This window comes from Microbulbifer sp. A4B17, assembly GCF_003076275.1.
Taxonomy (GTDB): domain Bacteria; phylum Pseudomonadota; class Gammaproteobacteria; order Pseudomonadales; family Cellvibrionaceae; genus Microbulbifer.
Genome location: NZ_CP029064.1, coordinates 2,817,063 through 2,842,313 on the forward strand (window position 1 = coordinate 2,817,063; position 25,251 = coordinate 2,842,313).

Below are 25,251 nucleotides of genomic sequence, written 5' to 3' on the forward strand. Positions count from 1 at the left end.
ATTTCCCGGCAGGCACTCAACTTGAGCTGCCTGCCCTCTAGCTGTTCCCCTCCGTACAAAAAAGATCATTCAAAATTTTCTCCGCAAAAGTGGGTTCAGCAACCCCTGGGTAGCAGGTAAGAGCCCAGTCCACCTAAAAACTAACCGTCAGCGGTTTATAGTGCCACCAAGACAAGCCACGCGAACCCCCCTCTTTTCCAGAATAGGTAAAGCAAGTTCACGATAACCGGGCTCGACCACTTTCAAATGGAGTAGAAAGTTGTGCGTTATATCGTCATCCTTTTTTTAGCATTAGCCAGTTTTGCCCAGGCAGAAGTCACTCTGGTGCAAGTTATTAAATCGCAAAACAGGATGCACTTGCTCAACGGAGATAAAATTATCAAGAGCTACCACGTAGCCTTTGGCGGACAACCCCAGGGACACAAACGGCAAGAGGGCGATGAAAAAACACCCGAGGGGCGCTACACCCTGGACTACAAAAAAGAAGACTCATCCTATTATCGGGCAATGCATATCTCCTACCCCAATGCCGAAGACCGCGCCCAGGCTGAAGCCCGAGGAGTCTCCCCAGGTGGATTCATAATGGTACACGGCCAGCGCAACCGACTCGGCTGGCTCGCCCCGCTCACCCAGCGCTTTAACTGGACCGATGGCTGTATTGCCCTTGCCAACGACGAGATGGATGAATTTATGCTACTCGTGCAAACCGGTACTCCCATTGAAATCCACTGGTGACATATCTGTACCAGACAGACCCTAAAGGGTCCAAGAGAACATTGCAGGGATATTCAGCCCCCCAATTACCAAGGGACTGGATTTCCCCTCTACAACCAGTCAATATGCCCGCCGTAACTTCACCTTGGTGGTTGGTCAACTTTTAGGCAAGCTGGCAGAACACCACCTTCCGGACTAACGAGAAACCGATAGAAAATGACAGTAAAAGTCGAATCCGTAGATAGCCTATTGAAATCCAGTGGTCGCGAGGGCGAAGAAGTCCGCGTTCAGGGCTGGATCAGGACACGCCGCGACTCTAAAGCCGGCCTCTCTTTCCTGGCCGTACACGACGGCAGCTGCTTCGATCCAATTCAAGTAGTAGCAGAGAATCATCTGCACAATTACCAATCAGAAGTGCAACGTCTGACTACCGGCTGCGCGGTAGATATCCTCGGCACTATCAAGCCATCCGAGGGCAAGGGACAGTCTATCGAGCTGCTTGCCACTGAAGTCCAGGTTGTAGGTTGGGTGGAAGATCCGGACACCTATCCCATGTCCCCCAAGCGCCACACCATGGAGCACCTGCGCGAGCACGCACACCTGCGCCCGCGTACCAATGTCAGTGGTGCCGTCGCCCGCGTGCGCAACTGTATCGCCCAGGCTATCCACCGTTTCTATCACGAGAACGGCTTCCTCTACGTGCACACCCCAATTCTCACCGCTTCTGATTGTGAAGGTGCCGGTGAGATGTTCCGGATCAGCACTCTGGATATGGAAAACCTGCCACGCACTGATAAGGGTGCTGTGGATTACAGCAAGGATTTCTTCGGCGAGGAGAGCTTTCTCACCGTATCTGGCCAGTTAAACGTAGAAAGCTACTGCCTGGCTATGTCCAAGGTTTACACCTTCGGTCCAACCTTCCGTGCAGAAAACTCCAACACCACTCGCCACCTGGCAGAATTCTGGATGGTTGAGCCTGAAGTCGCCTTTGCGGACCTGGCAGATGTGGCCGACCTCTCCGAGCAAATGCTGAAGTACGTTTCCAAGGCGGTACTGGAAGAGCGCGCCGACGATATGGCCTTTTTCGCCCAGCGCATCGACAAAGAGGCTATCAGTCGCTTGGAAAACATCGTCGATAACGATTTCGCCCGCATCAACTACTCCGAAGCGATTGAGATCCTGGAAAACTGCAAAGAGAAGTTCGAATTCCCCGTATCCTGGGGTATCGACCTGGCCTCTGAGCACGAGCGCTACCTGGCTGAGAAGCACTTTAAGAAGCCGGTTATCGTGATGAACTATCCCAAGGACATCAAGGCCTTCTACATGCGCATGAACGACGACGGCAAGACTGTTGCCGCTATGGACGTTTTGGCACCGGGCATTGGTGAAATTATCGGTGGCGCCCAGCGTGAAGAGCGCCTGGAAAAGCTCGATGAGCGTATGGACGAGATGAATGTACCCAAGGAGCATTTGGACTGGTACCGCGACCTGCGCCGCTACGGCACAGTGCCCCACGCAGGCTTCGGTCTCGGCTTTGATCGCATCGTGTCCTACGTGACTGGAATGGGCAACATCCGCGATGTTATCCCCTTCCCGCGCACCCCCAAGAATATTTCGTTCTAATCAAATAGCCCCGCTACGCGGGGCTTTTTTTTATCCCCACAGCAAGACCTGTCAGGCACTCAGCCCAGACGCTGCGGCAATAATGTCATCGCTCGCCTTTTCACTGATCATGTAAACCGGCACCACAATAAAGAAGCCGGGAATTCGAGGAAATACCGAAGCATCAACGACTCGTAAATTATTGGTGCCATGCACTCGGAATTTACTGTCAACCACCGCCATAGGGTCACTGGCCGGCCCCATTTTATTGGAGCAGGAGGCATGGTGCCCCCATGCTTGGTTTTTCACAAAATCACCGATTTGCTGATCTGATTGCACATCATTACCAGGTAGTAACTCCCTGGAAACACGCTTACTCACAATGGGACCCGACATAATATCTCTGGAGATTTTTACCCCCTCAATAACCGCCTGAAGATCCTCCCCCAAGGCATCATTACCTTCACCAAAGTAATGGAAATTAATCTCCGGTGTATCTCTTGGGTCTGCAGATCGCAGGGTCACACGCCCAGCAGTATTATTGGTATGCCCTTTAAGCACGACCCAGGAAAAGCGATCCTTGTAGTCTCTCAACGCCTGGGAGTAGCCGGGAAAGTAGCCATGGAAGTCTGTCGGTACCCCAAAAATAAACAGGTCCGGATCTTCCAGCTCCGGTCTTGAGCGCTTCACCAGTGATAATACCGGGCCATTCCCACTGTAAGGGCCCTGGTTAAACCAGCCATATCGATAGCGATTCAAACAGGGATCATTCCCCTCCCCCCAGGTGCAATCTTTCAGCAGGGAAAGATCTTCACTCATCTCACTGACAATACCGACTTCATAGCGGTCCTGAAGGTTCTCTCCGACTCCGGGCAGATCTACCAAAGGTTCTATACCGTGATCTCGAAGCTCATGTGCGGGACCTATCCCCGACAGCTTCAAAAGCTGCGGACTATTAAAGGCCCCGCCCGATAAAATGACCTCCCGATTTGCACGCACTTGCCTCAGGACTCCGGCAGTGCCACCTTCGTCGTGGTGTGGGTCCGCTTTATACAGGCTCGCCCCCTCTAGAAACTCCACTCCAACAGCAGTATTTCCTTCAAACAACACTCGGGTGGCCAATGAATTTGTGCGGATATGGAGCAGGTTTGGGTAAATGGCCTGAGTCTCCAAAAGGTGTTCTCGCACACTGGTACGCCGGTTTCGGCTATCCGCTGCCATAGGGGCAATAAAAGGTCCCTCCTGCCCACTGGCAACATCCCAGTGATTAATATCCAAACGGAGATTGCCACTGACAATCTGCTCCAAAGCCCCCTCAAGCCCATACTTGGCCAGGGCTGCCTGCACGACTTTCAGGATGGTAGGGTCTTCAAACAGTAAAGCGGGGTTGCCACGATTGGTTGGCAGCCAACCATCAAAACCATGGCGGGAGGGGTTAGAGAAGATTGGGCGAGGCACATATTCACAGCGCTCCAAGCGCTCAAAATATCGTCGCATGTTTGCGCTGTCCCAGGAAATATCCCCTGTATCCTTCGCTATGCGATCAAAGTCATTATTATGCGGATAAACAGTAATTAATGCGTGGTGTGTGGTACAGCCGCCGATAGTACTAGCGCGAGGGTAGAGAATCCCCTTCCCTGAAACATATTTATCGTCTAGTTGCTGCTGGTTGATATCCGCATAGTGCTTAACAAAAAAGTCCCAGCTCAATTTGGGGTCTTCAGAAGCAAAGGGGTGCCACGCTGGGATATTATGAGTGTCATCGCTGGGGTCATCTGCACCAGCTTCCAGCACCAAAACAGAAAATCCCGCTTTCGCCAAATTTACCGCTAAGGGCCCCCCTCCCGCTCCCGAACCAACAACCACATAGTCATATTGATCATAAAAGTCGCGATCTAACATTGAGAGAGCGGAAACCAATCCCGTTGAAGCGGCACTGGCAGCGATACCTAATTGAATCGCTCCCTTAGTAAAATTTCTACGACTAATTTTTTGAGCCGATACTTTCTTTTTAATCGCATCCTTCTCTTCCATATTGCTTGATCCATTTTTTATAAGCTTTATTCCGGTCAAGCATTATGCGCACGAGATTATTATGTTTCGCGTACCTGAATAACGTTTATTCTTAAAACCCGACTTACTTATCAGAGTAAAGATGCAATAGGTGCCTGCCCTTATGGATCGTAGAGGGAAAGATAATCACACAATCAATAGTAAAATTTTCTGTAATTTAATATGCCCCAACCAGATTTGTAGAGGACGGATATTGAGCCTCAATAAACGAACCAATCCAGGGTACACCTCCCCGTGAGCTCAAGCCATTAAAATAAAATTGAATAAAAAGGGGACTAACTACCAAATAATAAAGCGAAAAACAGTGACACCCTACTTAAATTGAGTGGGTAACAAAACCAAGGTTAAACTAATTTTTTCGTGAATTTTCTACACACCAAGTCGCCTCAATTCACTTTTACTACCTGATTAGCACTTAAAATATTGCCCATAGTAGCAATCCATCGCTATGATTAATCTCATTGAAATTTCTTGTAATACAACTACCAACAACTAAACCTATACATAACAAAAAATACAACTATCAAAACCCAATAGAAGCACTCAGAAAAATCGCATTTCTGTTTTAGACGATGAACGTGAGAAGGAGATCAGTATGTCCGGGAAAGAGCTCTATATCACCTACGAAGAACTTTTGAAACTTGAAAGTTTTAGAACCCCCGATTCAAGCATCAGAAAGCCACAAAACATAGACACCACATACCTTGACACCATGCAGGTAGTTATCGCTAATGGAAAAGGGGTACTAGCTCTTGATCGAGAAGCTATTAACCAACTCCCTCTAACGGGGTGGGTGTGCAGGTTTCCAGCTCATGTTCACCCTCCCAAAGGGTTGAAGCTGGTTCGGGTAAATGAAAATCAGTTCAATATTGCCCCTGCTCGAAACATGCCACTGCAAAAATTTGAAGCTCTTGTGAAAGAGCTTACCGTAAGTGCTATTACCATATTCAAAAAACAGGGGCGCGCCGTCTAAAACTGGAGATACCTCACAGACACCAAGGGAACAACAAGCTGTGCGGGCTTGTTGTTTCCTATTGGAAATCATCCCAAACAGCTTTTCATTTTAGCAATTCTTGGAAGTCTATTAGACTCCTAAGATACGCTCGCATCTCAGGCGTATCAAACTGCCCCTTATAGCGATCAGGTGCATCAAGTGACCGCCCTTTAATGCCGGGACAGCCTCCGAAACGAATTAGCGTTGAAAATGCCGGCATTGACTGCATTTCTTCAATTGCAGCCTTAATCTTCAGATCCAAATGATCAGAGTACTCATCAACATATCGAGAAATCATTCCCATCCCGGTCAAAGTTTGCGAGCAAACCATGTTCCCTACCGTTCCAAATTTGGGAAAACGGTGGACTGCCTTGAAATCCAATTTATCAAAAGCAGACAATAAATTGTCTCCCAATACCAGCTCAGCAAACTCTACATGATCCCCTTTTTTCGGTTTGTTGCCTGTCACTTGATAGTGAAGTGCCTCAAAGGGAACAAACAGATTGCTCCAACCCTTTTCAATCTTTGAGATTGCATATTCCTTATAAGCTGCCTTTTCCTGATATTTATCGACAGTCTGAAAGATAGAAAGCGCCAGACCAACAACCGCCACTCCAGCTGCAATACCACCTGTTCTGGTCACCCTCCTCAGGCCAACTTGAGCTTCATCCCATGTCTTTCCATGAATCGCTAAAAGAGCTGCAATAGCGGTTAGTGCATGCCCTAAAATAGAAATAGTCAGATCCATACAACCCTCCTTGCATTACCCAGGTTTCAACGTGAACTAAAAATCAAGGATTATTTTCACACCCTATCAATATCACGTAATTTCAAAACGGTAGACACACGCCACACTACTGTTAAAAAACGCCAGTCAGCGCTTTTACAGTTAACAGGAGCAGATAGAAGGATGCCCCTGCTCGCAAAAAATTAACGTACCTGTTTCTTTTCATATCAACCCATAGGGTCAAACATTGATATCCAGAGCGAATACTTTTCAAGTAACTTTCTTCAGTAAGCAGATAAAGGGATAAGGGATATAAACGTCGAGTTATGAGGTAGCGCTCTGAAACACCTCGCCGGACAATAAAGTTACCCCCTCACCAGCTTCATTGCTGACAGCCTTGAATTAAAAGTCAAACTATCCATTTACAGTCGAGAGACTATCACTTGGAACCCTCTTTAGAACTTGACCCTTGATGGCTAACTACTATAACTATTCACAGGGTTTTATAACACTCAGTATCTACTGACCGGCTGGTATCCATATGATACATCTATTTATGCACGCGAATGTTAAGGACTTCAACGAATGGCACAGAGTGCTTAAGGATTTTATGCCTACCGTGGAGAAAATGGGAGCTACTTCTACATCCGTATACCGCGAAATTGACAACCATCACAATGTAACCGTAATTCACGAATTCCCTTCAAAGGAGCATGCAATAAAGTTTGTCAATAGCAGTGAGCTTGAAGAAGCCAGGAAAAAGGCTGGCGTGCTTGTAACTCCGAAAATCTGGTATACAGAAAAATTATAGTTATACCCCACTCTTGGTATAAAAATTCTCAAAGCTATATCTGTTCCACATTAGAGCATTCACTCAAGGTGTAAATCTTTAAAGAAAGCATTCCCTTTATGAGCGAAGCAGCTTGAGTGTGCTGCTACCATTGCAGCATCCATTAAACGACACTCATAAACCCTACTCTCAAAGTAACCTCAAATACTTAATTGAAACACTACCAACCATCCACACATTATTAGCAGAATTATAAAATGCAAAGCCATCGCGAAATATAGACCTTGTCCCGAAATTCTATCGCAACCTAATATCTAACATCCCCTGAGTTAAAATACTAAGCAGCTGCTCGCGCATACTTATAACCCCACAAAAAATCCGCTGCACGCAATTCCCTCCTCTTTACTACCCACATCAACCCACCAAAAGGCATCTTTACTATAAAAGTGGGGAATTCTCGATGACAGGTACTTAAGCACAGCATCATCAATTAGACATCGGACCAGTAATGTTTGATCATTCTTTTCAATAACCCTAAGCTCAACCATTTGCAAACCGTCACCCCTTTTGTATTCAATCTATATGCCCTAATAAAGAAGCAGGGCTCTAAAAGTCCTATCCCATAAACACGTTATGTTCCCACTGCTACTGCTGCAAACGCTCACAGTATTTAGCTTTACATGACTACTTAGTACCAACCACTTCACCCAGTTAATGATAACCATTATCATTTGAGAATCATTCTAACTGTACGGACTCCACAAATATGCACCCGCACCCACTCAGCCTAGCGGTCCTGGTCTCACTGGCCCCAGCAACTTTTGTATCTGCCCAGGAAGCAGGTCAAAAGATAGAGGAGGTTGAGGTTATTGGCAGAGCCCAACAGTTTTACCTCGACTCAAATACTCAAGTTGGAACCAAAACAGACGCAGACCTTCTGAATATTCCTATGTCTGCGCAGGTGCTGAGCGAGCAACTAATTGAAGATCAGGCCGCCCGCGATATCACCGACCTGTATCGCTCTATCGCTGGAGTTAGCGAATTCAGCTACTCCGGGGTCACCTTCCGGGGTTTCCGGGACGATGAAAGTGTATTTTACGATGGTGTCCGTGGTGACCCATTCTCCGGCTTTAGCGTACCTCAAGTATTTAATGTAGAGCGCATTGAAGTGTTGAAGGGGCCCTCCGCTGCTCTCTACGGCGGCGGTGAGCCCGGTGGGATGATTAACTACGTCTCCAAAAAACCAACCTTCTTTGAGAACCGTGAGTTAAAAGTCACCACTGGCAGTGAATCACTATACGGGGCATCTATGGAACTCACAGGCGGCTTGAACGAAAGTGTCGCCTACCGTTTAGGAGGTTTTTATGAGTCTCAAGATAGCTTCCGCAATAATGCGGATAGCGAGAATACCGAACTTGCCGGTGGGCTATTGTTTGACCTCAGCACAGATACTCAACTGACAACGACTTTTGATTACATTGAACAAAACCTAGGTGGCAATCGCTTGCGTGGTGTGCCCGTTGATGATGATGGCAACTTCCTGGTAGACCCGTCATACAACGCCAACGAAGAGTTTGATTATCAAAACCTGGAAGCTTTGGTTTTACAGACCAATGTGAAGCATAACTTCACTGAAAAACTGAATCTTAATGCAACTGTTCGTTATATGGATAACGAAAGAGAGCAAGCTTACCACGAGTCACGCGGTTGGGTAGATGTTAATGGTGATGGCGAGGCAGATGCAGAAGATGAAACTATTCAGCGTGAATACCGCGACCAGTACCGTGCAAATGAAGAACTGAGTCTTACTCTGGATTTTGTGTATGACGCTCATATAGCGGGAATGAATCATCAGGTTTTGTTTGGTGGTGATTACCACGATGTTGATACCGAATACGATTACTTACGTGCCCGCTATGAAACTGACGGTGTTACCAACCTCAATATCTACGAACTGAATTACGGAATAACCGATCCATCAACTTACGATCTTACCGATATGGAAAGAGATGGCATTACCAGCACCCGAGCCAGCTTCTACATTCAGGATACTATAGCACTGACTCATCAATGGTTTTGGATGCTGGGCGCACGATTTGATCAATTTGAAGAAACGGAAAAAGAAAGTGGTAATAGCTATAAGGATGATGACATAACCTACCGCACAGGCATCACATACAAGCCCTCAGAGTCGCTGTCTCTCTATGCCAACTACTCCCAAAGCTTTAACCCAGTGAGTGCAGACGACTTTGAGGATGGCGCACAGGAACTTGAACCCAGCACTGGTGATCAAGTGGAGATCGGCCTGAAGAAAGAGTGGCTAGATGGACGTATTCTTACCACCCTGGCCTTCTATCAGATCGATAAGGAAAATATGGCATTGAGCAATCCCGATTACATCAGTGCCGACGAAACACCGAATGAAGTGGAAATTATCAATCTGGGCTTGGTTGAAAGCGATGGAGCTGAATTTACTTTGGTGGGTGATATCACTGAAAAGCTCAGTTTAACGGCTAACTATGCCTATAACGATACTTATATTTCTGAAGGTGATTCAAGTAACGTATCTGAATCAGGTCGGTTCGTAAATGCCCCGAAACACCAAGCTGGCTTATGGGCCCGTTATGACATTGGAATCTGGGACTCAGCATTTGCTTTTGGCGCCGACTATGTCAGTGAGCAAATCAGTTTTGACGACCAAAAAGTAAAACCCTATACAGTGTTCGATGCCAGCTGGACAACTCACTGGGATGATATTCTCCTGAGTATCAATGTAAACAATATTTTCAATAAGGAGTATGCGGTGAGTGGCTTTAGTGAGAGAAATGGCCATTTTCCGGGCCAACCAAGAGAAGTCATTGCCCAGCTAACCTACAGCTTCTAACTTCCTACCTGTTATATCGCCAGTGGATTTCTGCTGGCGATATCCCATACAGCATGAAAAAAGCAACTTGGTATCAATGGCATCATTGGCTTGGTGTAAAACTCTCGATATTGCTATGTTTTATTTTAGCAAGCGGCACCCTAGCTGTTATATCCCACGAACTTGACTGGCTAACCCAGCCAAACCTCCGCGCAAAGCCAACACCCTACTATCACCCTATCCCATGGGGACAAGTGTACTCCAGTATCAAGCTAGAGAGCCCAACTGACCGACTCCTTTCGCTCTCTGCTCCAATCCATCAGGGGTTTGCCATTGAGGGAATCGCTAAAAGACAAAGCGGTGATCGATATCGAATATATCTCGACCCCACAGATGGTAAGTTTCAGGGAATCGGCCCCTGGTACAATTGGCAAACCGTTTTACGCAGACTGCACCGGCACCTAATGCTGCCAGCAACTCTGGGCATCACGATAGTGAGTTTTTGTGCGTTTATTTTCCTTGGCCTTCTCTTTTCTGGACTAATCCTTCATCCCAAATGGGCCTCCGGCTTAATTCAATGGCCCCGCCGGAAAAACCCACGAATTTTTTGGGGGGATCTACATCGATTGGCCGGTCTCTGGAGCAGCTGGTTAGTCTTAATAGTATCAATCACTGGTGTATGGTACTTGGCCGAACGGTGGGGGCTGGATGCAGCTTACCCAGAAGATGCCAAGCCAATTTCAGACTATCACAACCAATCAAGCCCACTGCCATCTCAGGAAAATTTTGATCGGATAGTAAAACAGGCCAGAGCTTTGCGCCCAGAACTAAAGATCAAGTTTATTCGCTTCCCTCAGAATGCAAGGCAGTCTCTCGTAGTTGAGGGACAAGCCAACAACTTATTAGTGAGGAATCGAGCTAACAATATGACGTTTGACCCAAATAACGGAACATGGCTATCATCTCGCCACGCTGAAAATTTGTCGCTCCATGTACGCATTTCAGAAGCTGCAGACCCATTGCACTTCGGAATATGGGGTGGTTACCCTACAAAAATCATCTATTTTATCTTTGGATTGATACTTACCAGCGTTGCTATATCTGGAACCTATATCTTTGCCTTACGACAGGCCAAAATGGCTAAGAATGAACCTCTAATAAGCTTAAATCGTTGGGGCCTTGCCTGGCAGAATATGGGAAAACTACGCTGGATAGCTCTAGGGGGAGTTTTACTGGCCTTGGGGTTTATACCCTTTTATATTCTTTAAGCAAATTTGGAGCCCAATATCTATTCCCCCTATAAGGAATACTGTGGGTAAGAACTAGTAAAAGCCTATTCACCTCAGTCACCAAAAAACAAAAAATTACCAGTTGGATAGTTACAACCTTTTGTTCCGGAACCCAACAGCATCACACTTGTCCCAATTTACGTATAATTTGAGTTATTAGCTGATTAGGGGCAATAGTTACATGTTAAAAATGAAAAATGGGAATTTAACCGCTCTTATAACGCTAGCAATTAGTTTCTGCATAAGCGCAGGAAACACAAAAATTGCACTTGCAGCAGAAAATACAAATCCGGTTGATTACTTTGGAGAAATGCAAGTAAGTGGGAATAAAATAAATGGCTCCAACACCGGGGAGTCAATGCAAGTAAAAGGCATGAGCTTTTTCTGGAGTAATTGGACTACATATTACAACACTGAAACAGTCGACAGAATGGTTGATGAATTTCAAGTAGAAATTCTAAGGGCTTCATATGGCGTCGATGACAATGGAACCCCCTACGACAATGACGAAGATAAAATACGAACGGTTGTTGAAGCAGCTATAGACAGGGGCGTTTACATAATTATTGATTGGCATTCACATGGAGCACACAACAATGTTGATGCGGCAAAAGATTTTTTCTCCAGAATGGCACAGGACTATGGCAGCTTTGATAATGTGATATTTGAAGTCTATAACGAGCCAACCTATGTTACATGGAGCACCGTGAAAGAGTATGCAGAGGAAATAATCTCAGAAATAAGAAAATACTCTAACAATTTAGTAGTTGTTGGATCACCTACATGGTCCCAGGATGTTGGCTCTGCTGCGGATGACAGAATAAATGATGATAACGTTGCTTATTCATTACACTTCTATGCCGGAACCCATTTTTCATCATTAAGAGACAAGGCCGATTATGCCTTGAGCCAGGGAGTACCACTTTTTGTTACAGAGTGGGGCTCAGTAAATGCAGACGGTAACGGTTCGATTAACTACGATTCGACCAATGAATGGTTGGAGTGGATGGATGAAAACCAGATATCATGGGCCAATTGGACAATTAATGATAAAGCAGAATCATCCAGTATCTTTTACTCGGATGGAAGCCTTACGGAGGCTGGAAACCTCCTAAAAGGTATATTTGAAGATTCGGTTCCAGGTCGGGCATGGATTAACATCAACAATGATACTGTCAATACTGATGAAGGCAGCGATGACAGTAACAGTAGCGACAATAGTAATACCGATGATGGCGAGACTGGCAGTGAAAATGATGATACCGGAAATACAGATAGTGGCAACTCTGATAATGATAACTCCAGTGCAGATTCAACATCAGCAGTAGTATTTAGTAAGACATCCGACTGGGGTAATGGATTTAATGGTAAATTGACCATTAATAATAGTGTATCAAGCGATATAGAAGACTGGGTTTTAGAGTTTGATTTTGATGGACAAATAAATTCATTCTGGACTGCAGAGATTATATCTCATTCAGGAAATCATTATATTGTTAAGCCTTTAAGCTGGAATTCAACGATAGCCCCAGGGGAATCGATAGAACTGGGCTTTACTGCAAAGGGCGGCCAGGAAGTTACCAATATCATTCTCAACGACAATAGTACCAGTGTCGACGAGCCAGATGAAACTGACAACAACAATAGCGATTCCAAAAATGAAGATGCCGACTATAAGGTAGAGATAAGCACTATCAAAGATTGGGGTACCGGCTTTAACGGCCAGTTTCAAATTAATAATACTGGCTCAGATAATATACAAGATTGGGTGTTAGAATTTGACTTTGAAGGACAAATAAATTCATTCTGGACTGCTCAGATAATCTCCCACTCAGGAAACCACTATATTATTAAGCCGCTAAGCTGGAATTCAACAATACAATCAGGACAATCACTAGAATTAGGTTTTACCGCGATAGGCAACCAGAGCATTACCAATATAACCCTTAAGTAAAATTACACTCTCGTTATTAGAGAGAGGACATCAGGCAGGTTAATTCAGACCGCCAAACTACATACATCTGCAGTAGATATTCTCTAACGCTTCAGTGCGACTGCATACACGATAAAAAAATCTACAGATGTACGCAGTTTGGCGGTTTTTCATCAACTTTTGAATAACAATCTATTAATCAGCTAGCTCTAAACTGATACCTGATATCTTGGTTCCTGGTGGTACATCTTTAAGCTTATAATAAAGCTGTCCCATTAGAGAAATATGGACTGTTACATCGCAGGTACTTATATTACCAATAACCATATTTCCACCAAAACAAGGGGGCTTTTTGAAGCTATAACACTGTCCAGAGTTCAGGATAATGCCGGACTCCCTCAGTTTCGCAACGAAATCCGGTGCATATCTTGTACCAAACTCTTCGTCATTTCCCCAGGGGTCTTCCCTGAATTCCTGATATCCCTTTTCGAGTGCATCAGATTGCCCCCAGTTAACATCAAGAAAGAATATACCATTTCCTGATCTGTAGAAGACATCACCAAGTGCAGTTATCAATAGTGGTTCAGCAGACTCGCCTACCAACCAGTGCCAATCCAATAAGAGCTCATTTTTATTTATGCCAGATACTGGTGCAAATAAATCATCGTAGGTTGTTTCGATCTTAATCGCTTTTTTCAGATTCAAGATTTTCTTTAGAAACTTCACTAATAACCTCCTTGTACTTATGTATATCACAATACCGCAGGAAGGAGCTTAACAGAAGCTCACTATAATTGAAGCAACAACATCCAGCCGACTGATTGGCTATTAAAACCACTCACTGCAAAAAATAAGCGTACATAACCTCAGATTGAAGCTCTATACGCAGGGGGTTCAACCTGAGATGACTATATCAACCAAGTTTACAGCACTTCTCGTTAATTTTGCCTTGGCAGCTCTAAAGACACACTAAGTACAATAAGTCTACAAGTTGTTATCAACTATGAGAGTAATCAAACTCATAGAAGTGCTGTCCATCGTCCATACGGATAGACATTTTCCCAGACAAACCGACAAGTTCTCCAGTGGCTGAGTCAGGCACAACTTCTAGAGTAAGACGATCCTTACCTTTACTCATGGTGCCAAAGTGCTGTAAAACGAATGTGCCTCGTTTGCCATCCAATGTTCCGATGACTTGCTCTATAGCTACATATCCAGCCGACCCTTTTACAGGAGTCATTACACTTAACATTTCACCTCTACTTTCCGCTGAGAGTTCACCATAAAAAATTTTATTGATGGACATACGTCCCAAACTAGCCCCATCTACCCCTCTTGAGTATGGGTCCATAGGCTTAACAGTAACTTCGAACATTCCTGAGATCTTCATACTGGTTCCATTAAAAGTAAAGATATTTTCAATACCGCCACTTCACACCGAACTTGAATTGGCCTTTTTGGCCACCACGTGAGCACGACGGTATGTAGAAGGTCAATGATACTGTATATATGAACAGATAAAAAGAAGGGATTTATCAATTAGATATGATGATTGGATACAATCAAGGCTCAAATAGAAAGTATGTGTTTATAACGACCTCAAATGTCTTTATTAAAATACCCAAAATTGTAGGCGCAACCTTTTTAGGCTCAAAGGAATCAAACCAGGAATAGAAGTCGAAAGGTCAAACCAACGCCTAATACAGTATAAGCCAACCGTCAAAAAACCGGGCGAATAATGTGTTCCTCACTCGAACTCCAGAATACCTGGAGTAATCACAAAAGAGCACTTCTATTTGAATAAAAAATTTTTTGGCAGTCACAAGCGTTATTAAAGCTAAAACTTCACTTGTGACATGCCACACCAATACTAAAAACAATTATCAGCTACGTAAGTCCTCAATCACCACACCCATATTTCGAACTTCATCTTCATGCAGTGTTTCTCTCCAGGGCTCTTGTAATGCATCAGAAATCCACTTTTTCATAGAGGGCAAGCTTAGTAAGTGATCAATATACTGTTTAGCTACACCACTAAATTTCAACCCATAGTTTTGTGCACGGATAGCAACTGGCGCAAAGAAAGCATCCACCGCTGTAAACTCCTCTCCGGTAAGAAAAGGCCCTTCAAACCGCTTTAAGCCCTCCTGCCAAAGCTCATCAATTCGATTAATATCTTTCTGTAACAGTGGTGGAATCTCAACCAAATCCACAATCAAGCCACAGTTCATGGCACAGATATTCCTCAAGGCCGAAAAACCAGAGTGCATTTCTGCGCAAGCACTCCGGGCCCAGCTTCTTGCCAACCTATTGATAGGCCAAACCTGAGGAAAATCTTCTGCAACGTACTCCACTATGGCAAGGGAATCCCAAACAGTAATATCTCCATCAATCAAACATGGCACCAATCCAGTAGGAGAAAAGCTATGAAATTTCTTCCAGCTTCCACCCTCTTCAAATGTAACCAACTGCTCATTAAAGGGGATTTCCAAGTGGTGCATTAACAACCAAGGCCGCAGTGACCAAGATGAATAATTTTTATTTGCTATAAACAACTGATACATTCACTTTCCTTAGTAATTAATAATAAGACTCCAATAGCCACGGCTTTGTAATTTAGATTTACTTCTGCCAGTTAGCTATTATTGACATAGACGCAAAAACTCAAATTTCTCTTAATCTCCACACCAACTTCCAACATTCTTACCCAGCTCCATCAAGTTTTTCAATGATAAATTGCAAGCATTCTCTGTCAGCAGTAGTATTAGCCAATGTATAACGCAAATTATAATTTTTTGACTGATACTTATTTCCACAAGAACAATTCAATCACTGTCCATCCCACTGTGGATCTGAATTAAAGTATGATATTGCAGGTGTAATAGCCAGCTTCTTTCTTTTTTAGTGGGAGTCTGATCCCTCGTATTATGCAGCAAACTTGTACCGCTGGCTTTCTGCAAAGGTCATAGCCACTTACTAATTTATCGGAACCCTTCTCCAAAGCATTAAACTTGGAACCTGAGATCTGCTCAAATAAACTGCTTATTGACCTCCTATGAATTGAGCCAGATTCATTCCTGGCTGCCAGTGATTTGCTTACGAAAAATCTATTATGTTCCTTCATTTTAACTAGTGAAAACCAGCTTTTGATGAATAAAAAGTATACAGAATTAATAAGCTGCTAATACTCTATGCCCTACTCGCCCCCGATCTGAAAATTAACTATATACCAAGTGCCTAATACATATTTCTTTACTTGCTTACAAGCCAAACTATTCTACTAGCCGCCTGGGGGAAAATTGGGAAACGTCACACTAAAATTGGCAATTATCTCATTAAGTAACTAGCTTTTAACAAACTCATCATCGCAATAGCATTCTGCTACCTCAAACATCAATCTGTATAGTACTATTGAGGAGGAAATAATCTAGACAACATTCTTGCCCCCAGAACCATCCTAATCTCTACTTTTTAAGGAATATTGCTCTCCTGTAAGGACTGGCATATTCAGCTCAAACCTGCCTTTTGACCCGTAGTATCACCCGCCAAAGCGGTCTGTAGTAGAGGAAGGGATGCTCATGAAAGTTACATCTTGTTTTGCACTCTCAATCTTTTTGGCGACACTGGTTGCACCCAGTGCGAACGCACAGTGGAGCGGAAACGATGAAGAATCCTCGGGGTACCCTGGCAAGCACTGTAAAAGAGTTAAGCCCCGGTTCGATAAGCTGTTTAAAGCTCCAGTAGATGAGTGCTTCAATGGTGTAGGTGAACCCTACCCAGAACTGATTGACGGCGTATGTTCCGCAGGTGAACCCAAACGAAACGGCGCCCAGATCTGGGGTATGGCTGAGTCACCCCGCTTTCTCTACTGGGGTACTGGGGCAAATGTCCCCTGTACCGCACAAGCCTCTCCAAATGCCATGTTGACGCCTATCTTTGCCCCCAACCAGGGCTGGGTATGTGAGTTTGCAGAAGGAATACTCGCTCAAGAGAACCCAAATCTTAAAAATCTTGGTGATTGGCGTGCTCCAATGGCCTATCGCATGGATACCTGCACGCTTGAGGTAACGGAAATAACCCCTACCTACGACCCCCTGTTACAAGACACGTTGGGCTTCCGCTCTGGCGGTTACGCGGATGATGTGGTATTTCTCGCCGGCCCCGGAGGTGTTCAGGAGGGAATCGCCGGTGAAGGTGGCGGTAACAGCATCATTATGATGGCCTGGCAGGCGAGTACAGGACTCTACCTCGGGTCAAAGAAGTTTCCCCAATACTCCAATATTCGCAAGTTCCTAACTCATGAGGGAGTTCTGTATACCGGCGTGGCTCTTCAAGAGTCCCTTGGTGGCACAGGAGAGGTTTTACGCTGGATGGGTAATATACATCACCCATTTAAGTTTGAAGTTGTCGGCACAATGCAGAGCACCCCAGCAAATTTCACCGTGCATGATGGCCGCTTGTTTTTCTCAACCTGGCCAACTGGAGATTCTCAGACCGGGCAGATCCGCGCCTATTCTGGCATCGTAATGAGCCCCAAAATTCCGGAAGGCGGATTCCTGCCTGAAGACGTAACAGAGTGGGAAGAGGTCTGGAACATTACAGAATATGAGCCAGACACTGTTTCATCTAGTGCCTATGCAGGTGGCGATATCACCTCATGGCGCGGCAAGCTCTACTGGGGCACGATTAACATCCCGCTGGGGGGTTTTAGGGCACATGTTCTCGCCTATGGAGAAACCTGGAATAACCCGATTGGTGAGCTAGAAACCATTATCGCCACCCACAGAGCAACAACAGTGTTCCGCGGTGATCGATTTGGCAAAAAGAAGAGAAAGCCCAAAGTGGAGGTTCTCTACGGATATAAGAGTGTTGAGGTATGGGACCCTGACAGCAATATGTTTGTAGAGAAGAGTACTTTGGCAGGCCCGCCCAAACTAGGTAGAGCCGGTTTAGGGTGGCCATTTAATGTCTATACTTGGCGCCTCGGCGTGACGGGTAGCGATATGTACTTGGGAACTCTGGATGTGAGTAGACAGTTTGCAGGCCTAATTGAAAGTGGAACTGATCCAGCCAACGAACTCCCCGCAGAGCTTCTAATGCTTTTGGAAGATGCACTTTCAAATCCCAAGACCTCAGGCGGGAAGCTCTATCGTTTCTTCTCACCAAATCGCAGGGCTATTCCAGCAACATTCAATGGCGTTGGCAATTCCGGGAACTTTGGTTTTCGCACAATGATCAACCATCCCAAGTTCATGTGGCTTGGCACTGCAAATCCTTTTAATTTAGACCCAAGGGGTGGGTGGGAGCTATATAGATTTGCTCCTATAGCCCCAGGAAAACCTAAGTGGGTTAATGACACCGAGTTGGATCAATAAGGAATTTCCCCTTTTTACTCCGATTCTCTAGAAGCTTCTCACCTGAAATAGGTGAGAAGCTTTTTTACTGCCTTAACACTGACGCCGAAAATTCATCAACTGGATTTAATCATTATTTTTATCGACCTGATTATTAGGCTCCTAGAATAAAATCTTCCCGAACTCCTTTTCACGAGCTTAATAACTGAGCACTTCAGGCAAGTTACTGCAAGGTAAAGAGAAGCGAAATCTGCAAAAAAAATAAAGGCGCAGACTCTAGTAAAAATAGAGTACTCATTCCGACATATGAAATATTTTTAATTTTATAAAAATGCACTAAAACACCTAACGCTTGTACCTGCTATCCGGTTTTACCAACCTGTTAATTGGGAGAAAAATTTTCTGAGCCGGGCCTATATGCCAGGGATTTTCAAAATCTGAAATTCAGGCGATGGAAATGGCGATAGATACGTCCAGAAAATTGAAATCCAATCAATAAATAGTCATTTTTAACTGCATGAAACGTAAAGTAGAAGCCCATTTTTCAGAGCTTCCTTATATCAGCACCCGTTATAGTTATTGCATAATTTCTTATACGGCAATTTTCATATATGGGCCGCCTTTGATTACTAGCAGTAGCGGTAAAAGAACTACGACTACAGAGTCTTTTTATCCCATTGTTACCACCCCACTCTGAAGTGGCTCTCCTCCGTCATTATCCTCTTGGGACTCGGCAAAACCAAAATCTTCCAATATCCCATAAAGCGCAGGCAGTACTAAGAGAATCAGAACCGTAGAACTACTAATACCAAACACAATACTTATTACTAGCGGTACTAATACCTGGGCCTGCAAGCTGGTTTCAAATAGCAGGGGCAACAGGCCTGCAACGGTAGTCAGTGAAGTGAGGAAGATTGCCCGGAAGCGGTCGCGACTGGCTTGACTTGCAGCACTGTGAACATCCATCCCTTCACGCACTCGCCGCTTCACAAACTCCACCAGCAAAATTGAGTCATTGACCACAATTCCTGTGAGAGAGACAAAACCCATCAAACTTGGCATGGACATATTGTGCCCCATGATCAGGTGCCCCCAAATTACACCGATCAGTGCCAAAGGAATAGCCATCAGAACAATCAGTGGCTCCACATAGCTTCGGAATTGCAATGATAGAAGTAGATAGATACCAATTGCCCCTATCAATAGTGCCCGGACAAGAGATGAAGCGGTAATTTTAATGTTCTTCATCTCCCCTTGCATGTCTACACGCAACCCTGGAAATTCACGGGTAAGTTCAGATAAAAACTTTTCCTGGGTGTCACCGAGTACCTGGACAGTATTTGCTTTCTCAGTGAAAACATCAGCATACACACTCACTACCCGCTCGCCATCAATACGCTGAATTCGGGCGTATTCCCGATTCATTTCTATATCTGCAATTGCAATCAGCGGAACACGTTGTTTAGTAGATGGGTGAATGATAACCAGTTCATCGAAACGGCTAAGCGCCCCTCGGGAATCTGCATCCATACGTACCTGGATCTCATAGGTTTCACCCCGATACTGGATCTCATCTATTTCCATGCCCTGGTAAGCAGCCCGCAGCTGATTGGCGACATTGCTGGCATCTATTCCAGAGGCATAGGCGCCCTCACGCATTTTTACTGTGAGCTGAGGTTTGCCGGGACGCAGGTCGTCCACCACATTCACAACGCCATCGTATCCGCGTAGCCAATTCTGCAAGCGGATGGACACCGCCTTTAACTGATCTAACTCCAAACCAGTAAGGCGTATGTGAATTGGGCGCCCGGCAGGGCCGAACGATGGCTCTTTATAAAGAATGGCGATTGCCCCAGTAGTATCACCAGCGGCCTCACGCCACGCATGGCGCAATTCATCAATGCTGGTATTACGCCCCTCAGCAGCAAGCAAGTCAACGTTAATGGTGGCTACATGGGGGCCTGTTTCAAAGGCATCTCCGTTGACACCAAAAGTTACACTTGTGTGATTCACCAGAGGTGCACTTTCATTTTCAGATAGCCCTGAGACAACTCGATCTAGTGCTGTCAGTTGCTTGTCGACCACTTTTTCCATATCGACAAGAGAGGTCCCCTGGGGCATCAAGATCCGAGCCTGTAATAAATCGCCCTCCAAGGTAGGGAAACCCTGGAACTTCACGATACCTGCCGTCATCAGACTTACAGTCACCAGAAATAGGCTAAACACTCCGCCGACAAAGGCGTAGCGATATTTCACAGCCCAGTCCGCAGCACGTCCCATATTTTCTCGCCAATCTTCAAAGCGCTTGGCAAACGCCTGCTTCCAGGCAGGTGTGCGACTTTTGTGCTCAAGGGCATGACGCAGATGCGCCGGCAGAATTAAAAAAGCCTCCACCAAGCTGATGAGCAATACAGAGATCAAAACAATTGGCAGCGCCTTAAGTACCTGCCCCATATCTCCGTTAATAAAAATCAGCCCTCCAAATACCATCACTGTAGTAGCGAAAGAGGACAAGACACCTCGGGCCACTCGCTTGGTGCCATTAATTACCGCGTCCAATGGAGGGCTTCCTTTGCGGTGCTCAGTCGCAATACTCTCCGACAGGACAATGGCATCATCCATCAATATACCAATAGCAATCAGCAGCCCCACCAGGCTGATCATGTTAATGGACACTCCCATAGCCGTGATCAATGCGAAAGAACCAAGAAATGAAACCGGTAAGCCCATCACCACCCAAAAGACATAGCGGCCACTAAAAAACAGATAGAGAGCCAGGGCTACCAGAATCAGGCCCTGCCAGGCATTAGCCATAATCATCTGCAAGCGATCGGCAACAATAGAGGCGCTGTCCTGGGTTAAGGTCAGTTTCATGCCTTCAGGCAAGTTTGCATTTTCACGATCTAAAAATGCGCGCACGGCTTCGAGCACATTCAAGCTATCATCCACACTATTCTTCTCGACACTGAGAAGCGCCGTGCGACGCCCATCAAAAATGATTTTATCTTCTGCCAACTCAAAGGCATCGTAAATTTTTGCAATATCGCCAAGTCGAACTTCCGCCCCATCAACACCTTTGAGCACGACGAGATTTTCCAACTCTGCCACCGTGCGACGCTCTTCTGTGAAGCGCAGCTGGTATTCTCGAGCAGGGGTGGAAACCTTACCGGCAGGCATGTCGATAGCTTGCTGGTCAATAATATTGGCCAGGTCCATCACACTGAGCCCGTACTGACGCAAATTGTAATCTGAAATTTCAATCTGGAGCTGGTGGTCAGAAAAGCCGGAAATGCGCACGATAGGGATCGCGGGATCGCGGAGTAATTCGCGGCGATAATGCTCTGCCAACTGGTTCAATTGAGGTAGAGGAAGGTTGGCACTGATGGCAATACTTACCACCCGCTGAGTGCGACCTAACTCTTCGATCACCGGACGCTCGCTCTGGGCTGGAAGCGAGTTGATACTGTCTACCGCAGACTCCACATCAGCAACAAACTGGTCCATATCACCTGCTTCTTGCATTTTTAAGGTCATCAGGCCCAGGTTATCTTTCGCCTCACACGATCGCTCATCAATAAAGCTGATTCCATCGGTGGCATCTTCCAATGGAAGGCAGATACTATCTTCTATCTCGGCTGCTGCAGCGCCGGCATAGGGGACCGAGACCTGAACCTCAAACTTTTGGATTTCCGGCATAGTTTCGCGTTTCATGCTAGGTAAAACAAAAAGTCCACTTAGCATTAGTGCAACCATCAATAAATTAGCTGCCGTAGGGTGACTGGCAAAATAACGAATCACTGCTGGGTACCTCTAGTACTCGCGGTCACAGGTTGCTCATCATCGACCACAGAAACTGCCATGCCGTTAATCGCAGGAATAACATCAGTCACAATAACCATCTCACCGGGATTCAACCCTTCGCGGATCACAGTAGTATCCCCTTGGTGGTAATCTATCTGTACAGGGCGTACTCGTAATTGCCCATTTTCTATCAGATAAACTTTGCCCTCGTGCAAAGCACTACGGGGTATTGCGAGCACCGGAGTCGCGGGAGCCAATAACTCTACGCGGGCATACATACCGCGAAACAACGGTGGTTTTTTACCGGTCAGCGCTTTGCCATAAGGATCGTCTACCGCAACGACAACGGAGAGCGTTCGACTGGTACTATCAAGAGTCCCGCCCAAGCGCACGACTCTTCCCTGCCATTCACTGTCCCCCGGGCCACCGACCAGAGAAATCCGCGCATCCAGACCCAGCAGCATTTTGGGCAAGTCATCTGGGGTTGGATTGGAATCAATGCCCGGTCTTAGGTTACGCAATAGTGGGGCTACATGAACCATGGGAAGCTCTGCTGCAATTTCTACTTGGGCAAGGCCGCTTGCATCAAATAGGCGAGCATTGCCGGCAACATATTGGTTTTCCTCTACATGAACTTCGCCAATACGAGCATTAAATGGCAGGATCACCTGGGTGCGCTCCAGGTTGTATTTACTGTCCCGTACCTGAGCTTCAGAACGAGCTATCTGGGCTTCAATCACTTTACGGCGAGTCGGGAAAAGGGAAAGCTGGCTGCTCTGGTTTTGCACTTCTTGGCGCAAGCGCAACATATTTTGCTCTTCAATATCTACAGTCGAGCGGGAGACGGTTCCCTTAGCAACCAACTTTTGCTTGCGAGCGAGTTCTTTCTCACCCAATTTGAGAGTACGCTCGGCTATTTCCAGAGAGCGTTTACTATTTGTCTCCTCCACATCCAACTCTTGCAAGTTAGCGCGGTTTGCAGCCAGGTCGCTTTCCGCCTGGGCCAGGGCAAGCTGATAGCTGGTGTCGTCAATCTTCAGCACCAATGTACCGGCGGAGATAATATTTCCCCGCTCCAATTCCGGAGCTGTATATACCACCCTGCCACTGACTTCTGCATTGGCTTCCAGGAAAGTACTGGGCTTCACCTCCCCATATGCAATGGCTTGAGCTCGTAACGGTAACTCCTGCACTTTTATTGCGTCTACCGTCGTTATAGGAGCCGTGATCGCATCGTGTTTAGGCTCACCTTTAGTGGCGACCAGGGCCATAGATACAACTACCCCCACCGCAATCAGTGCCGGTAATGCTAGCCGGCGATTCATCAGTGCTTTCATATGAGTCTTAATTTCCATTGCCGACTTCCTCGCCTTTGGTCATAGATTTATTGGAAACACCACGGAGTAACAGTTGAACGGTATGGTTAATCCATCTCTCCCCACTTTCCTCCCCCAGAGCAAAGCCAAATTCCTCCTTAAAACGGGCGCCAGCAATAAAGGGGAAGGCAATCAAACTGGAAAAAGAGATTGGCATCAGGTCAATATCCAGATCCTCTCGCAACTGGCCGCTGGACTGGAGGATTTCCAGTAGCCCGCGCAGCTTAGGCACCAGTTTTGAGGCCAACCTGTCGGCAAAGAGTTCACGCATTCGGCCAGATTTGGAAGCTGCTTCATCAACAATCAGGCGAGGAATCCATGGCTCCTTGATATATAGTCGTATCATTCTGCTCATTGCTTCTCTCAGTAATTCTAAAGTGGGCTCCCTCCCATCCAGCCCTGCACTGATGAAAGCGGGGCCGTACTGCATAATTTGGCTCTGAATTACCTCGATAATCAGCCCTTCCTTGCCGCCAAAGTGGTAACTGATCATCGCAGAATTCACCCCTGCCCCTTGGGCAATCTCCCTGATAGAAATATCACGAAAGGCCTTATCCCGAAGTAGTGTGTAGGCTGAATGCATAAGCGCTTCGCGCACCTGGGATTCACGCTCAGGATCTTTTGGGCGCCCGCGGCCACGGGTGGATGGCTTATCAGTCAAAGAAACATACCCTTAATTAATCAAGCGATTAATTAAATGCCAGAAGCCGCCCAGATACAAGCTCAGTTTATGACTAATCGGTCAGCAGTTAGAGTGATTACCGTTTGGTAGCGAGGAATTGTCGATTCAATCTGGCAAGCCGCCCCTCTAAGACAGGAATCGGGTTTTCTCTACTTTCCTAATGGAACTTGGTGACCCAATGATCTGCGACATATATCCGCAGCAAATAGGCAAATCCGCCTGTCGTTGCACGCAGCCCGGTAGACTGAAAGCATCAAAAAGTTGGCCCGTCATAATGTTACAACATTACCTGTGAGGACCTTTTAGGAGGCACGGTGTAAAATTTACGGTAAACACCGCCAGCGCTCTATATCTACCCAATCTACGAAAAGGCTCCACGACGGAAGTTGTATACAGCCACCTGAGAAAGAATAAATAGTGTAAATGTCACTATCAAGCCAGTCAGCATTACGGGTTCATAGCCCTCAACCAATACAGAAATTACTCGTGAAGAACCATTAAATAGGAAGTACACCGAGGCAGGAAGTATTAATAACCACTCTTTGCGAAACGCTCCTATTGCCGTAATGATAGCAAGGCTAAGTGTCGGAGCACCAAGGGTACGTAGATTGGTGAAACCATAATTAGTTGTGGCATCAAATCCAGCGAGGCCATTAATGATCTCAGGGAAAAGCATAGTCACTAAGCCTGCTAAACCCAATACAAGTACAAATATACCGGAAAGAAATTGTGAGAAACGAATCATATTAAATACTCCATTTGGTTGGTAAAGCGAAAAGATTGAGTATTTGAATACCTTCTGAAAATTTCCTTATTATCTCTACTAGGCTTTCAGGGGCTCCTTAACTTGGATAGCCGCCGGAAATAGGCCAAAGCGATGTTCCTAATCGACCGTATCAAGCTTCACTATTCATTGATTACATAGGGGCCAGAGTGATTTGCGTTAGAGCTTCCAGCAAAGAACCGTTGCCCTACTGCCCATTACTTAAATGATATAAGTAGTAACTTGCAGCCCAATTGGACTTTTGGCTCCACTTTCAGTGTTGCTATTCA

At 45.8% G+C, this 25,251-nt stretch carries 17 protein-coding genes; 8 read left to right on the forward strand and 9 right to left on the reverse strand.

What is annotated here, in order from left to right:
* The first annotated feature begins 261 nt into the window (after positions 1-261).
* A complete protein-coding gene (locus BTJ40_RS12540; RefSeq protein ID WP_108733415.1) occupies positions 262-735 on the forward strand; it encodes a murein L,D-transpeptidase family protein in 474 nt (157 codons plus the stop codon).
* Between the two features lie 195 nt (positions 736-930).
* Positions 931-2,337: an asparagine--tRNA ligase gene (gene asnS / locus BTJ40_RS12545; RefSeq protein WP_108733416.1), complete on the forward strand. Its 1,407-nt coding sequence runs from the start codon at positions 931-933 to the stop codon at positions 2,335-2,337.
* Between the two features lie 51 nt (positions 2,338-2,388).
* Here asnS and BTJ40_RS12550 read toward each other — a convergent pair whose 3' ends face one another.
* The gene (locus BTJ40_RS12550; protein ID WP_108733417.1) at positions 2,389-4,350 is read right to left on the reverse strand and encodes a GMC family oxidoreductase; all 1,962 of its coding nucleotides are present in this window, start codon (positions 4,348-4,350) and stop codon (positions 2,389-2,391) included.
* Positions 4,351-4,984: 634 nt separating this feature from the next.
* On the opposite strand from BTJ40_RS12550, the gene BTJ40_RS12555 reads away from it, so the two are divergent.
* Positions 4,985-5,362: a hypothetical protein gene (locus BTJ40_RS12555; RefSeq protein ID WP_108733418.1), complete on the forward strand. Its 378-nt coding sequence runs from the start codon at positions 4,985-4,987 to the stop codon at positions 5,360-5,362.
* A gap of 85 nt (positions 5,363-5,447) precedes the next feature.
* On the opposite strand, the gene BTJ40_RS12560 is transcribed toward BTJ40_RS12555, so the two are convergent.
* Positions 5,448-6,131, reverse strand: coding sequence for a hypothetical protein (locus BTJ40_RS12560; RefSeq protein ID WP_108733419.1), 684 nt, complete (start codon positions 6,129-6,131; stop codon positions 5,448-5,450).
* Positions 6,132-6,666: 535 nt separating this feature from the next.
* Between BTJ40_RS12560 and BTJ40_RS12565 the strand changes: the two genes are divergently transcribed.
* The 4 genes from BTJ40_RS12565 (at position 6,667) to BTJ40_RS12585 (ending at position 13,006) form a co-directional block, all read left to right on the forward strand.
* Positions 6,667-6,921 carry a DUF1330 domain-containing protein gene (locus BTJ40_RS12565; protein ID WP_157954050.1) on the forward strand — a complete coding sequence of 85 codons (255 nt, stop codon included), beginning with the start codon at positions 6,667-6,669 and terminating at the stop codon, positions 6,919-6,921.
* Between the two features lie 745 nt (positions 6,922-7,666).
* Positions 7,667-9,784 carry a TonB-dependent siderophore receptor gene (locus BTJ40_RS12575; protein WP_108733422.1) on the forward strand — a complete coding sequence of 706 codons (2,118 nt, stop codon included), beginning with the start codon at positions 7,667-7,669 and terminating at the stop codon, positions 9,782-9,784.
* Between the two features lie 53 nt (positions 9,785-9,837).
* Positions 9,838-11,031 carry a PepSY domain-containing protein gene (locus tag BTJ40_RS12580; RefSeq protein ID WP_108733423.1) on the forward strand — a complete coding sequence of 398 codons (1,194 nt, stop codon included), beginning with the start codon at positions 9,838-9,840 and terminating at the stop codon, positions 11,029-11,031.
* Between the two features lie 202 nt (positions 11,032-11,233).
* Positions 11,234-13,006 (forward strand): cellulase family glycosylhydrolase, encoded by a 1,773-nt coding sequence (locus BTJ40_RS12585; RefSeq protein ID WP_108733424.1) that lies wholly within the window; start codon positions 11,234-11,236, stop codon positions 13,004-13,006.
* A gap of 174 nt (positions 13,007-13,180) precedes the next feature.
* Here BTJ40_RS12585 and BTJ40_RS12590 read toward each other — a convergent pair whose 3' ends face one another.
* The 3 genes from BTJ40_RS12590 to BTJ40_RS12600 all read right to left on the reverse strand — a co-directional run bounded on the left by BTJ40_RS12590 (position 13,181) and on the right by BTJ40_RS12600 (position 15,549).
* Complete coding sequence (locus BTJ40_RS12590) at positions 13,181-13,711, reverse strand: T6SS immunity protein Tdi1 domain-containing protein (RefSeq protein ID WP_157954051.1); 531 nt, start codon at positions 13,709-13,711, stop codon at positions 13,181-13,183.
* Between the two features lie 271 nt (positions 13,712-13,982).
* Positions 13,983-14,375, reverse strand: a complete 393-nt coding sequence (locus tag BTJ40_RS12595; protein WP_108733426.1) for a DUF3224 domain-containing protein — start codon at positions 14,373-14,375, stop codon at positions 13,983-13,985.
* A gap of 493 nt (positions 14,376-14,868) precedes the next feature.
* Positions 14,869-15,549, reverse strand: coding sequence for a glutathione S-transferase family protein (locus BTJ40_RS12600; protein WP_108733427.1), 681 nt, complete (start codon positions 15,547-15,549; stop codon positions 14,869-14,871).
* A 1,014-nt stretch (positions 15,550-16,563) separates the two neighbouring features.
* On the opposite strand from BTJ40_RS12600, the gene BTJ40_RS12605 reads away from it, so the two are divergent.
* On the forward strand, positions 16,564-18,360 hold the full coding sequence (locus BTJ40_RS12605; protein ID WP_108733428.1) for a hypothetical protein: 1,797 nt from the start codon (positions 16,564-16,566) through the stop codon (positions 18,358-18,360).
* A 648-nt stretch (positions 18,361-19,008) separates the two neighbouring features.
* Here BTJ40_RS12605 and BTJ40_RS12610 read toward each other — a convergent pair.
* From BTJ40_RS12610 to BTJ40_RS12625, 4 genes are all read right to left on the reverse strand, one after another.
* Complete coding sequence (locus BTJ40_RS12610; RefSeq protein WP_108733429.1) at positions 19,009-22,137, reverse strand: efflux RND transporter permease subunit; 3,129 nt, start codon at positions 22,135-22,137, stop codon at positions 19,009-19,011.
* Entirely contained in the window at positions 22,134-23,495 is a 1,362-nt protein-coding gene (locus BTJ40_RS12615) for an efflux RND transporter periplasmic adaptor subunit (protein WP_108733430.1), read from the reverse strand. The genes BTJ40_RS12610 and BTJ40_RS12615 overlap by 4 nt, the downstream gene beginning before the upstream one ends.
* On the reverse strand, positions 23,485-24,177 hold the full coding sequence (locus BTJ40_RS12620; RefSeq protein WP_108733431.1) for a TetR/AcrR family transcriptional regulator: 693 nt from the start codon (positions 24,175-24,177) through the stop codon (positions 23,485-23,487). The genes BTJ40_RS12615 and BTJ40_RS12620 overlap by 11 nt, the downstream gene beginning before the upstream one ends.
* A gap of 382 nt (positions 24,178-24,559) precedes the next feature.
* The gene (locus BTJ40_RS12625; protein ID WP_108733432.1) at positions 24,560-24,943 is read right to left on the reverse strand and encodes a hypothetical protein; all 384 of its coding nucleotides are present in this window, start codon (positions 24,941-24,943) and stop codon (positions 24,560-24,562) included.
* Positions 24,944-25,251 lie beyond the last annotated feature (308 nt).

What these genes read in the sequence shown, in the direction of transcription:
- BTJ40_RS12575 (WP_108733422.1), top strand. Translation starts at nt 7,667, where the DNA reads ATGCACCCGCACCCACTCAGCCTAGCGGTCCTGGTCTCACTGGCCCCA.
- BTJ40_RS12560 (WP_108733419.1), bottom strand. Translation starts at nt 6,131, where the DNA reads ATGGATCTGACTATTTCTATTTTAGGGCATGCACTAACCGCTATTGCA.
- BTJ40_RS12615 (WP_108733430.1), bottom strand. Translation starts at nt 23,495, where the DNA reads ATGGAAATTAAGACTCATATGAAAGCACTGATGAATCGCCGGCTAGCA.
- BTJ40_RS12600 (WP_108733427.1), bottom strand. Translation starts at nt 15,549, where the DNA reads ATGTATCAGTTGTTTATAGCAAATAAAAATTATTCATCTTGGTCACTG.
- BTJ40_RS12625 (WP_108733432.1), bottom strand. Translation starts at nt 24,943, where the DNA reads ATGATTCGTTTCTCACAATTTCTTTCCGGTATATTTGTACTTGTATTG.
- BTJ40_RS12605 (WP_108733428.1), top strand. Translation starts at nt 16,564, where the DNA reads ATGAAAGTTACATCTTGTTTTGCACTCTCAATCTTTTTGGCGACACTG.
- BTJ40_RS12550 (WP_108733417.1), bottom strand. Translation starts at nt 4,350, where the DNA reads ATGGAAGAGAAGGATGCGATTAAAAAGAAAGTATCGGCTCAAAAAATT.
- BTJ40_RS12595 (WP_108733426.1), bottom strand. Translation starts at nt 14,375, where the DNA reads ATGAAGATCTCAGGAATGTTCGAAGTTACTGTTAAGCCTATGGACCCA.
- asnS (WP_108733416.1), top strand. Translation starts at nt 931, where the DNA reads ATGACAGTAAAAGTCGAATCCGTAGATAGCCTATTGAAATCCAGTGGT.
- BTJ40_RS12580 (WP_108733423.1), top strand. Translation starts at nt 9,838, where the DNA reads ATGAAAAAAGCAACTTGGTATCAATGGCATCATTGGCTTGGTGTAAAA.
- BTJ40_RS12555 (WP_108733418.1), top strand. Translation starts at nt 4,985, where the DNA reads ATGTCCGGGAAAGAGCTCTATATCACCTACGAAGAACTTTTGAAACTT.
- BTJ40_RS12585 (WP_108733424.1), top strand. Translation starts at nt 11,234, where the DNA reads ATGTTAAAAATGAAAAATGGGAATTTAACCGCTCTTATAACGCTAGCA.
- BTJ40_RS12565 (WP_157954050.1), top strand. Translation starts at nt 6,667, where the DNA reads ATGCACGCGAATGTTAAGGACTTCAACGAATGGCACAGAGTGCTTAAG.